We start from the raw sequence: 12,231 nt of genomic DNA, 5'->3' as shown, positions 1-12,231 counted from the left end.
CCTTGCCGGCGCTCAGTGGTTCCCGCTCGTTAATCGCCGATAATGCGACGTCCTGTAGACTTCTTCTGGGCGGGTTTCTTCGGAACCGCAGAGGCCCCTCGTTTTCCTTTATTGCCGACAGACCGTTTTTTTCCACCTGTCTGTTTGTCTGAAATATTTTTTCCCGCACCACGCCGCGCCGGTTTCCCGCGACTGGGAGCCGCCTTCTTCTTGCTTTTGCGCTTACGGAGATCGGGGGAATGCTTCTCATTCAGCATCTCCCGCAGTTTTTTAAGTTCGGTGTCCGACAGCCGTCGGTATTCGCCCGATTTGAGTTTCCCCAGGTTCAGTGGACCAAAGCGGACGCGAATCAGCTGCATGACTTTATGGCCGATGCGGGCCATCATTCGCCGGATCTCACGGTTCTGTCCTTCGTGCAGCGTCAGTTCCAGAAAGGTACTTTTCCCCTGCTTTTTCAACGGTTTTAAACCGGAAACGCGGAAGACACCTTCTTTGAACCGCACCCCTTTGCGCAGTTCGTCCAGCTTTTCCCGGGTCGGATGACCGGCGACCTGCACATGGTAAGTTCGTGCGACGCGATAACGCGGATGTGCGAGACGCTGAGCCATCGCACCATCATTGGTCACCAGCAGCAGACCTTCACTGTTTTCATCCAGCCGACCGACGGTAAACAGCCGCTGCCCTTCGCCGGGAAACAGGTCAATCACCCGTCGCCGTCCCGCCGGATCCTGGTTCGTACAGAGAAAACCGGACGGTTTGTTCAACAGAAAATAACGACGGGGTTCCATCCGGGCCCGCTCGCCATCCACGGTGATGACTTGCGTTTCGGGATCGATGCGGGCTCCGAGTTCGGTCACGATCTCCCCGTCGACGGTCACGCGTCCGGTTTCGATGTACTCTTCACAATGACGACGGGAACCCAGACCGGTCGCTGCCAGATATTTCTGCAAACGAATCAGGTGGCTGTCGTCTGTGGGGGAATCGGATTCGGACGGGGTGGGGTTATCGGAACTCATGATCTTTCAACTATGGTAAAATTTTCAGGTCAAAACAGGCCTGCTGGCCGCGTACCTTATACCACAGCAGTGAGATGATACCAATTATGCAGAACCGATTTCTTGGCAGGGAACTCAAAGGATTTCAGAAATATCCGGTATTTCCAGACTCTGCTCCTCAATCACGTCCCGCATCCGCTGCAGCGAGCGGATGGTCAGCTGACGCACCCGTTCGGTACTCACGCCGAAGTCTTCCGCAATTTCGCGGAACTTTTCCGGCACTTCAGCCGGCGGCAGTCCAAATCGACGTTTGAGAATCTGCTGCTCGCGCTGGTCCAGGGAACACAGTACCTGTTCGAGGACCTGTTCAATCGATCGATGATAGGTTTCCTGTGAGCGGAGTGTCGAACGGATATCACTGAGTCTTAACGCGAGGGTCTCGGCACCGTTGACAAAGTTCTTACGGTACTTACGCCCCTTTTTCGTAGTGCGAAACAGATAATTACGCACCGCCCAGGTTCCGTAGGTACTGAACCGGTTACCGCGATCGATATCGAAAATCTCCACCGCCCGAATCAACGGCATGTAGCCGTCACTGACAATATCTTCGAACGAATTCGCCCGGTCTGTCAGATTTTTGGCAATCGAGACCACCAGTCTCAAATTCGCCTGAATGATGTAGTCTCGCAGGCTCTTTGCGTCTTTCAGTTTCTGCTCAATCCGGTCCAGCACACCGACGCAGGGTGCTTTGAGATCAACCTGTTTCTGCAGCATCGCCGCGCGATACTTCAGATAATTCATCCCGCGGAAGAGAATGATTTCCTGCTCTTTGCTCAACAGGGGAACCGCATACAGACGCGTCTGCAGCAGACCCGCATCACTGGTCAGGTCATCTTCGGTATCCGGCTTGAGTTCCGCGCAGAGTTGCTGCAGCGGAATCAGCACCTGATCCATGGCGTCGGGCTGATCGAAGCGTTCGCTCTGAACGTATTCGATTTCTTTCGAACACAGACGCTCCGCTCGAGCCTGTAATTCACGTGTCACACAGACTTTTCGCATCCGCGCCGCCTTTTTGACCGCCAGCAGTTCGCACTGGCAGGACTGTGACTGATCCAGGTGCACGGCACGTTCGCCCAGATCGGAAAATGTGTCCAATTCTGATGCGGGATAACTTGGTTCGTATGACATATATCCGAGACTCACTGAGAGAAAATTTGTGGCATATCGATTCTATAAAATAGAACCTGCGGGTCCTATCTTAGAGAATCAGATCCAATAAAACAATTTTAACAATCTAAATTGCTTAAATTGGACAATATTTATACAGACGTTACACCTCGGTCATGACCGAGGTATTTCCTCCCCAGCCTGAGAACACATTAACACATGCACACAAGGGCACTTCGGGAAATTTCAGTCAGACTCACGCCCTCTCACCTTAAAAGCCGATCATATCAGCAGGGAAACTCTTCCCGGCCCGCCTGAAAACCCACGAAAAACCTGCCTCATTTCCTTCAAAAAGCCTGTCTCCGGCGCTGTCTCAGCTGTATTTGACGTTTGCTATGTCTATTAAAGAGTTTAGACCGGTTGCTATCACTCGCAAAACCGAGGGAAATCAGCTAACATTTCGATTAACGAGATCAGTCACCGCTTTCGCGATGTATTCCAATCTGAATCTGCGGCGGGATGGCCTCAAAAAAGCCCCGGTTTAGTTCCCTTAACAGCGGTGCATTCCTAGAATTGTTTTATTACTCAGCTGCGTGATTTCTTCCAGATCGTGAACTGGTTAGTGATCTGAGAGAAGTTACGCTCAACGAACGAATATACTCAGTCAGGTTGAAAGAACCTTATCTCATGGCAGAACAGACAGTTACAGGTGCAGTGCCTGGAGTCGATCCGGCAGAACTGGAAGAATGGTTTGAGTCACTGGATGATCTCATCATCCGCTATGGAAAGGAACGCGTACAACACGTTCTGGCTACTCTCCAGGAACGTGCTTATCGTCAGGGCGTGACGATGCCTTTCACTGCCAATACGCCTTACATCAACACCATTCCCCAGGATGAACAGCCTCTCTTCCCCGGCAACCGGGAAATCGAGCGGCGGATCAAAAGTATCATCCGCTGGAATGCGATGGCGATGGTCGTTCGTGCCAACAAAGATCATGACGGCATCGGCGGTCACATCTCCACCTACGCGTCTGCAGCCACACTCTGGGAAATCGGGTTCAACCACTTCTTCCACTCACGGACGGAAGACCATTCAGGAGACGTCGTCTACTTCCAGGGTCACGCTTCTCCCGGCGTCTATGCCCGTGCCTTTGTCGAAGGACGACTGACCGAAGAAAACCTGCAGCGGTTCCGTCAGGAACTCCCGCGCGGTGGTGGACTCTCTTCCTATCCGCACCCCTGGCTGATGCCTGACTTCTGGCAATTCCCCACCGTATCGATGGGTCTCGGTCCGATCATGTCCATCTACCATGCCCGCTTCCTGCGTTACCTGCATAACCGCGGCATTATGGATACATCACAGTCGAAAGTCTGGTGTTTCGTTGGCGACGGGGAAACTGATGAACCCGAAACCCTGGGCGCGATCACCCTCGCTTCCCGCGAGCATCTGGACAACCTGATCTTCGTCATTAACTGTAACCTGCAGCGTCTGGACGGACCGGTTCGTGGGAACGGCAAGATCATTCAGGAACTCGAAGCTGCCTTCCGTGGTGCCGGCTGGAACTGTCTCAAAGTCATCTGGGGCAGCGACTGGGATCCCCTGCTCTCCGAAGACGAAGACGGCTTGCTCGTCAAACGCATGGGTGAAGTCGTTGACGGTCAGTATCAGAAATACGTCGTCGAATCCGGGTCTTACATCCGCGACCACTTCTTCGGCGAAAACCCCGAACTGCTCAAGATGGCCGAGCATCTCTCTGACGAACAGATCAAGAAGATGAACCGCGGCGGTCACGATCCGGAAAAAGTCTACGCCGCCTTCAAAGCAGCTACCGAACACACCGGTTCGCCGACAGTCATTCTCGCCAAAACCATCAAAGGCTACGGTCTGGGTGAAGCCGGCGAAGGCCGCAACGTGGCTCACAACGTGAAAAAAGCCAACGAAGAAGAACTGCGTGACTTCCGCTCCCGCTTCGGCATTCCGATTCGAGACGAAGACGTCAAGAACACACCGTTCTACCGTCCCGAAGAAGGCAGCCCCGAAATGCAGTACCTGCAGGCACGGCGGAAAGAACTCGGCGGTTACCTGCCCGAGCGGAAACCCACCGAAGAACGTCTGGAAACTCCCACGCTGGAATCGCTGGGCAAGTTCATGGACTCCATGGCCGGCAAGAAAGGTTCCACCACCGGTGCCCTGGGCATCCTGCTGGCGACCCTGCTCCGTGACAAAGTCGTCGGCAAACGTATTGTGCCGATCATCCCCGACGAAGCCCGTACCTTCGGTATGGAAGGCCTGTTCAAGCAGTGCGGTATCTATGCCAGCCAGGGACAGTTATACGAGCCGGTCGACCGCGATCAGCTGATGTACTACAAGGAAGCCAAAGACGGCCAGATCCTCGAAGAGGGGATCAACGAAGCCGGTGCGATTTCTTCTTTCATCGCTGCAGGAACCGCCTACTCGAACCAGGGCGTGAACATGATTCCGTTCTACGTCTACTACTCGATGTTCGGCTTCCAGCGGGTCGGCGATCTCGTCTGGGCCGCCGCTGATTCCCGTACCAAGGGCTTCCTGCTCGGTGGTACTTCCGGCCGCACCACCCTGAACGGGGAAGGTCTGCAGCACCAGGATGGTCACAGCCACATCATGGCTTCTACCGTTCCCACCCTGCACGCCTACGATCCCGCTTACGCTTACGAGCTGGCGGTCATCATTCAGGACGGTATGCGACGCATGTATCAGGAAGGCGAAGAGATCTTCTACTATCTCTCCGTCTACAACGAAAACTACGAAATGGCGCCGATGCCCGAGGGCGACGACGTCGTGGATGGCATCATTAAAGGGATTTACAAATTCCGTTCCCTGGAAGCCGACAAACCAGCTGTCGACGCTCGTCCGCAGCTGTTCGGCAGTGGTCCGATTCTCCGCGAAGTACTGCGGGCCCAGGAAATCCTGGCCGAGAAATACCAGATCGCTACCGATGTCTGGAGCGTCACCAGCTACAACGAGCTGGCCCGCGACGTCAAAGATGCGGAACGTTACAACCGTCTGCACCCCGATGCAGAACCTCAGAAATCATTCCTGGAAACGACCTTTGAAGGCGTCGCAGGCCCCTTCATCGCTTCCAGCGACAATATCAAAGTGATCGCCGACCAGATCCGTGAAGGCATCCCCGGGAACTACTGTGTACTGGGAACCGATGGCTTTGGTCGCAGCGAAACCCGTGAATCGCTCCGCCGTCACTTCGAAATTGACGCGGAAAACGTGGTGCTGGCAACACTCGTTGAACTGGCCGACGAAGGCAAGTTCGATAAATCGAAGTTAGCCGCCATCATCCAGGACCTGGGCATCGATCCGGAGAAAGTCAATCCCCGGCTGGCCTGACCCAGTGACAACGGTTCAAACCAAACATTACCATCATCAGATAGAACGATAAGACATGGCTACTGAATTTAAACTTCCAGAAGTAAGCGAGGGCGTGGAAACCGCCGATGTCGGACAGATCTCTGTTGCCGTCGGCGATACCGTCGAACAGGGACAGCTCCTGATGGACATCGAGACCGACAAAGCGGTCGTCCCTCTTGAATCTCCCTATGCAGGTGTGATCAAAGAACTGAATGTCTCCGAAGGGGATTCCGTCGCGATCGGCACCGTACTGCTCTCCATTGATGAATCCAACGGGGAAGCCCCTGCGAAGGAAGAAGCCAAAGCAGAAGCGCCAGCTGAAGCAAAAGAAGAAAAGCCAGAACCGGCAGAATCCAAATCGGCCCCCGAAACGGAAAGCAAACCGGAACCCACTCTGTCTGCACCTCCCAAGTCGCAGCCTCAACCGGCTGCCGGATCTTCCGACGACAAAGCACCGGCTCCTGCAGGTCCCGCGACCCGGAAAATGGCCCGCAAACTGGGCGTCGATCTTTACAAGGTCGCCGGCTCCGGCCCCGGTGGTCGGATCACTCAGGAAGATGTGGAAAACTACGTCAAGAACCTGATCGCCAACGGCGGTTCTTCAGGTGGCGGCGGTGGCATTGCCGTCCCCCCCCTGCCCGACTTCAGTCAGTTCGGCGAAATCGAACGTAAGAAGCTCAACAAGCTCTCACGCGTTTCTGCCCAGAACCTGAGTCTTTCCTGGCAGGTCGTGCCCCATGTCACTCAACATGACCTGGCGGACATCACCGATCTGGAAACGGCCCGTAAGCTCTTTATCTCCAAACCCAAGTACTCCGGTCCCAAGGTCACCATGACCGCCCTGGCGATGAAAGCCATCGCCATCGCGCTGCACGAGTTCCCCGTCTTCAACTCCAGCTTCGATACGGAAACAGAAGAGATCATCTACAAGCAGTACATCAATATCGGCGTCGCCGTCGATACCGAAAACGGACTGGTTGTTCCCGTGGTCAAAGATGTTGATAAGAAAAACATCATCACCATCGCCAATGAAATGAACGAACTGGCCGTCAAGGCCCGCGATCGTAAACTGGAAATGAGTGACATGCAGGGTGGCACCTTCACCATCACCAACCTCGGTGGTCTGGGGGGCACCTCGTTCACACCGATTGTGAACTACCCTGAAGTCGCCATCCTGGGCATGTCCCGCTCACGCCATGAATTCCAGTTGATCGACGACAAACCGGTTTCGCGGCTCATGCTGCCCCTGTCGCTTTCCTACGATCACCGGGTGATCAACGGTGCCGACGCTGCACGCTTCATCGTGCGACTCTCCGGCCTGCTGTCTGATCCGTTCAACCTGCTGGTCGACTGCTAAGCCCAGAGATATTGCTACCACGTTAAAGCATCAATAGACAAAGAAAGTTAATGCACATTATGTCTGGATCTGCAACCAGAGAAACCGATATTGTTGTCATCGGCGGTGGTCCCGGCGGTTACCCGGCAGCGTTTGACGCAGCCGACAAAGGGTTCAAAGTCATCATGGTCAACGACGATGTCGCCCCCGGCGGCGTCTGCCTGAACCGGGGCTGCATCCCTTCCAAGGCGCTGCTGCACGTGGCTAAGCTGATCAACGAAACCAGAGAATCCTCTGACTGGGGCATCACCTTCGAAAAACCGAAGATCGACCTCGACAAGCTTCGCGAATTCAAAGAGAAAGTCGTCACACAGCTGACCGGCGGCATCGGACAACTCGCGGGAGCTCGCAATGTCGAAATCGTCAAAGGCTTCGGTCGTTTCAAAGATTCCAACACCGTTGAAGTCACCAAACAGGACGGCACCACGGAAGCAATCGGCTTTAAGTATGCCATCGTTGCCACCGGTTCTTCCCCCGCGGTTCCCCCGGTCTTCGATCTCGATGATCCCCGGATCATGGATTCCACCGGTGCCCTGGAACTGGCCGATATCCCCGAAAAACTGCTGGTCGTCGGCGGCGGCTACATCGGTCTGGAAATGGGTAGCGTCTACGCCGCCCTGGGTTCAGAAGTTACTGTCGTTGAAATGACAGGCGGCCTGCTCCCCGGTGCCGACCGCGATCTGGTTAAACCGTTGCAGAAACGACTCCAGGAAAGCTTCGCCGCCATTCACCTGAATACCAAGGTCGAAAAACTGACTCCCACCGACGCTGGCATCGTCGCCGACCTGAGTGGTGAAGGAGTCGAACCACAGCAGACCTTCGACCGCGTGCTGATCTCCATCGGCCGTCGACCGAACAACAAAGGTATCGGACTGGAAAACACAAAGCTCGAACTCGACGAGCGTGGTTTCATTAAGAACGATTCCAATCAGCGGACTGCTGAATCCCACATCTTCGCCATCGGTGATATCGCCGGGGAACCGATGCTGGCTCACAAAGCGACCCGCGAAGCCAAAGTCGCCGTGGAAACCATCGCTGGTGAACCGGCTGAATTCGATAACATCGCGATTCCCGCGGTCGTTTTCACCGACCCGGAACTGGCCTGGTGTGGCGTCACTGAGCAGGAAGCGAAAGACCAGGGACTGGATGTCGAAATCACCCGCTTCCCCTGGGCCGCCTCCGGTCGTGCTCAGACCCTGGCCCGTACGGAAGGGCTCACCAAAATCATTTTCGATAAGAAAAAAGGACGCGTACTCGGTGTCGGCATTGTCGGTCCGGGCGCAGGCGAACTGATCGCCGAAGGTGTGATGGCCGTCGAGATGGCTGCCGTCGCCGAAGATGTCGCCGAGAGCATTCATGCTCACCCGACTCTCTCGGAAACCCTGATGGAAGCCGCAGAAAGCTTCCTCGGTCAGGCGACCCACATGTACCGACCGAAACGAAAGTAAACATCGAACAGGGCAGCATTCGACACTGCAAAGTCTGAATGTCGAATGCCTGCCTGCCAACGGAAACCTATCTGAAGAAAGGGTGTTTCTGCATGCGATTTCACAATCGATCTTCAACGCCCTCTTACTTCAGTCGCCGGGATCAGGTCCGGCTCTTTCGCCTGGTGGCCGCCCTCGGAGTGATCCTGCTGGCGATCCTTTACGCCTCCCGCGAATCAACCTGGTACTGGCTCACCGGTCCTCCAACAGAACAGCGTCAGGGAGAGCAACAACTCGATCCCGATCGCGACGTCGATTACAACGTCAAAGAAGACTCAGGCCTCAGACCGGGCGAATTCCGTTCCCAGCCGGATCCGGAAATGGAGATCCCGGAGTCGGTCAATCCGCAGCTGGAAAACGGTGAATACGACGTCCGCGTCGATCCCCGTCTGCTTAAACAGGTCACCGACAGTGTTTCGGGTATTCGCCCTTATGAAGCCAACGCACTGTATTATCTCCTGGCGAAAGCAACTTCGATCCCGCAGAACGTTCTCGAACGCTCCGCCGAACCCGCACCTCCGTTCGTCGTGCTGATGAACGAGTCGAGTAAATACCGGGGCGAGCTGATGACCGTCAAAGGGCAGCTCAAACGCCTGGTGCCTCTCAAACCGGAAGAGAACAAGTTCGGCATCACAACCCTCTATGAAGGCTGGTTCTTTTCCAAAGATTCGGGCACCCATCCCTGGCGATTTCTCTGTACGCAGTTACCCGAGGGGATTCCCACCGGTCCCGATCTCCAGGAGATGCCTTCCGTCCAGATCACGGGCTATTATTTCAAGAAGTACGGCTACCCCTCACAGGCAGGTAAGCTGCAGACGGCGCCCCTGTTGATTGCAGGCCAGATCCGCTGGTTCCCTGCTTCCGAGACGCCACAGGCTCCCAGCTCTTCCGGAGCCGTGAAATATATCGTGATTCTGTTCCTGGTGATCAGTATCACCCTCGCTTTTCTGATCTGGCGATTCACCATCAACGATCAGGAATTTGCCCGCAGCAAGACCGCCAAACTGATGGAACGACCCGACATGTCGATGGACGATCTGAAAAACATCAAAACCGTCGATATCGGCGAGGTGCTCAAACAGCTGGGAGAGCAGGCGGATTCAGACTCAACCGATAAGCCCGGCAATCCCGGTCCCGATTCTGACAAATCCTGATCAGGCCACCTGCAGGCTGATTGCTTTATCGATGGCCGCGAACACCACATCGCACAACTCGTGGATCTGCGCGCCCGGCATGCCTGGCGCGGGCATCAGAATCACCACGTCTCCCAGCGGTCGGATGATGACACCCTGCTCGCGTGCAGCCAGGGTCACCTGGTGCCCCATGCGGCGGTCGGCAGGAAAGGCTTCCCGGGTTTCCCGGTTCGCCACCAGTTCGATCCCCACCATCGTTCCTTTGTGACGAACTTCTCCTACGTGCGGATGATCTTTCAACTCCGCCAGCCGTTCTGTAAGGATCTGTTCGTTCGCTTTCACATTCTCCAGCGTGTTCTGAGAATCGAACAGCTCCAGCGTCGCCAGAGCGGCCGCACACGCCAGAGCGTTCCCCGTATAGGTATGCCCGTGGTAAAACGCGTTGTAGTCGGTATGCTCACCTTCAAAGGCAGCCGCGACTTCATCGGTAGTCATCGTCACCGCCAGGGGCAGATAGCCGCCTGTAATCCCTTTGGCCAGACAGAGAAAATCGGGCGTCACCCCTTCCTGCTCGCAGGCGAACATGGTCCCCGTGCGTCCCAGACCGACTGCCACTTCGTCTGCAATCAGCGGAATGCCATAACGGGTCGTGAGCTCCCGCACCCGTTTCAGATAACCGGGCGGATGCATCTGCATGCCGGCCGCCCCCTGCACCAGCGGCTCGATCACAAACGCCGCCAGTCGTGTATGGTTTTCTGCCAGCAGTCGTTCCAGTTCCGCGTAGCAGTGTGCGTGATAGTCAGCTTCGCTCATCCCTTCAGGACGATGATAGGCCGCCGGACAGGGCATCTGCACCGAATGGAACAGCAGTTTCCCAAAGATCTCGTGGAAGATCGAAATCCCGCCCACACTCACCGAACCGATTGTGTCGCCGTGATAAGCGTGTTGCATGCAGGCGAACAGATCCCGTGACTGGGCATCAGGGTTCGGCTTCTGATTGTGATACTGGAACGCCATCTTGAGGGCGATCTCAACCGCGGTGGAGCCGCTGTCTGAGTAAAAGACTTTGGTCAACCCTTCCGGCGCCCGTTTAACCAGCTCTCCCGCCAGCTCGATGGAGGGCACACTTCCCAGCCCCAGCAGTGTGGAATGGGCGATGCGGTCGAGTTGATCCCGCACAGCCTGATCCAGTTCCGGCACGCGATGCCCGTGTACGTTACACCAGAGTGAAGAGACGCCATCCAGGTAGCGTCGTCCTTCGACGTCGATCAGGTAAAACCCGTCCCCGGATTCAATCAGGGGGACGTTTTCTGCACGATGCCCCCGCATCTGGGTAAACGGATGCCAGAGATGTTCGTTGTCGATTTGGCGTAATTCTTCAGGCTGCATGAGCGTCTCACATCGAGAATTCAGAAAAAACAGTAAGTGTAAAAAGAGAAAGAGCCACGCCGGGAGATCGTGACTCTTTCACTAAGACTGAAACGCGAAACCGAATTACTCCGGCAGCAGGTCGCGAACGACGTCCCGCTCTTCCCGCAGTTCCTGCAGGGTCGCGTTGAATTTCTCCATAGCGAAGTCATCGTGCTCGATGCCTTCGACGATCTTCCAGGTGTTGCCATCGCTGGTCAGCGGGTAACCGAAGATCAGACCTTCATCCACACCGTAGCTGCCATCGCTGCAGACAGCAGCACTGAAGCTCTCGCCCAGCGGGGTAGGAGTGATGATGCTCTTGATCGTATCCAGGGCAGCATTCGCAGCGGAAGCGGCACTGGAAGCACCACGGGCCTGGATTACAGCGGCACCACGCTTCTGGACGGTTTCGATGAACTCGCCCCGCAGCCAGTCGTGATCTTCGATGATTTCCGGAACCGGGTTGCCATGAATGGTCGCGTGGTAGAAGTCCGGGAACTGAGTCGCAGAGTGGTTACCCCAGATATTCATGTTCTTGATTGCAGTCACAGGCTGACCGGATTTCTTGGCGATCTGGGTGACGGCCCGGTTTTCGTCCAGACGGGTCATCGCGTACCAGCGATCACGGGGAACCTTGGGAGCATTAGCCATTGCGATCAGGCAGTTCGTGTTACAGGGGTTTCCGACAACCAGAACCCGCACGTCATCGGCAGCGGCGTTCTGAATCGCCTGTCCGGTGCTGGTGAAGATCGGACCGTTAACACGGATCAGATCGCCCCGCTCCATACCTGCCTTACGCGGTACACTGCCTACGCAGATCACGAAGTTACAGTCAGCGAATGCGTCTTCCAGATGATCACTGTCTGCTTTGACGACACCGGCCAGGGTCGGGAAAGCACAGTCTTCCAGTTCCATTTCCACCCCGTCCAGAGCGGACAGAACCGGAGGAACTTCGACCAGATGCAGGATTACCGGCTGATCGGGGCCAAAGATCTGCCCGGAAGCCAGACGGAATAACATGGCGTAACCAATCTGGCCAGCTGCCCCGGTAACTGCAACTCGAATCGGATGATTCATCTCTTTATCGCTCCTTAACTTATGAATGTGGCTCAGTGAACCTGTCTCCAGGTGGAAGTTCGCAGATTTATTCTGTTTTTTGTACCTCCACACTGCCGGATCGGCAACCGACTGGGGGCATCAGTTTCCAATTTCTGAAGACTCGTCGCAAATGCGATGCTCCC

8 protein-coding genes are annotated in these 12,231 nt (G+C 55.5%); 4 read left to right on the top strand and 4 right to left on the bottom strand.

All coding sequences use genetic code 11. The features are described 5' to 3' along the window. Positions 1-29 precede the first annotated feature (29 nt). Together FYZ48_RS24320 and FYZ48_RS24315 are read right to left on the bottom strand one after the other, a co-directional pair. Entirely contained in the window at positions 30-1,016 is a 987-nt protein-coding gene (locus FYZ48_RS24320; RefSeq protein WP_198422271.1) for a pseudouridine synthase, read from the bottom strand. Positions 1,017-1,130: 114 nt separating this feature from the next. Then, positions 1,131-2,183 carry a sigma-70 family RNA polymerase sigma factor gene (locus FYZ48_RS24315; protein WP_149345145.1) on the bottom strand — a complete coding sequence of 351 codons (1,053 nt, stop codon included), beginning with the start codon at positions 2,181-2,183 and terminating at the stop codon, positions 1,131-1,133. A 666-nt stretch (positions 2,184-2,849) separates the two neighbouring features. Here FYZ48_RS24315 and aceE point away from each other — a divergent pair. From aceE to FYZ48_RS24295, 4 genes are all read left to right on the top strand, one after another. After that, complete coding sequence (gene aceE, locus FYZ48_RS24310) at positions 2,850-5,543, top strand: pyruvate dehydrogenase (acetyl-transferring), homodimeric type (protein ID WP_149345144.1); 2,694 nt, start codon at positions 2,850-2,852, stop codon at positions 5,541-5,543. Positions 5,544-5,598: 55 nt separating this feature from the next. After that, positions 5,599-6,921: a 2-oxo acid dehydrogenase subunit E2 gene (locus tag FYZ48_RS24305; protein ID WP_149345143.1), complete on the top strand. Its 1,323-nt coding sequence runs from the start codon at positions 5,599-5,601 to the stop codon at positions 6,919-6,921. A 59-nt stretch (positions 6,922-6,980) separates the two neighbouring features. After that, a complete protein-coding gene (gene lpdA, locus FYZ48_RS24300) occupies positions 6,981-8,408 on the top strand; it encodes a dihydrolipoyl dehydrogenase (RefSeq protein ID WP_145046344.1) in 1,428 nt (475 codons plus the stop codon). Positions 8,409-8,500: 92 nt separating this feature from the next. Next, a complete protein-coding gene (locus FYZ48_RS24295) occupies positions 8,501-9,601 on the top strand; it encodes a hypothetical protein (protein WP_149345142.1) in 1,101 nt (366 codons plus the stop codon). Here the strand turns inward: FYZ48_RS24295 and bioA are convergent, their stop codons facing one another. Both bioA and FYZ48_RS24285 read right to left on the bottom strand, forming a co-directional pair. Beyond that, complete coding sequence (bioA, locus tag FYZ48_RS24290) at positions 9,602-10,969, bottom strand: adenosylmethionine--8-amino-7-oxononanoate transaminase (protein WP_149345141.1); 1,368 nt, start codon at positions 10,967-10,969, stop codon at positions 9,602-9,604. A gap of 105 nt (positions 10,970-11,074) precedes the next feature. Then, positions 11,075-12,067: a malate dehydrogenase gene (locus FYZ48_RS24285; RefSeq protein ID WP_145441108.1), complete on the bottom strand. Its 993-nt coding sequence runs from the start codon at positions 12,065-12,067 to the stop codon at positions 11,075-11,077. Between the last annotated feature and the right edge of the window lie 164 nt (positions 12,068-12,231).

It is taken from the genome of Gimesia chilikensis (genome assembly GCF_008329715.1).
Lineage (GTDB): Bacteria > Planctomycetota > Planctomycetia > Planctomycetales > Planctomycetaceae > Gimesia > Gimesia chilikensis.
Note: the sequence above shows the minus strand (reverse complement) of the source record. Positions and strands in the feature narration are given on the sequence as shown.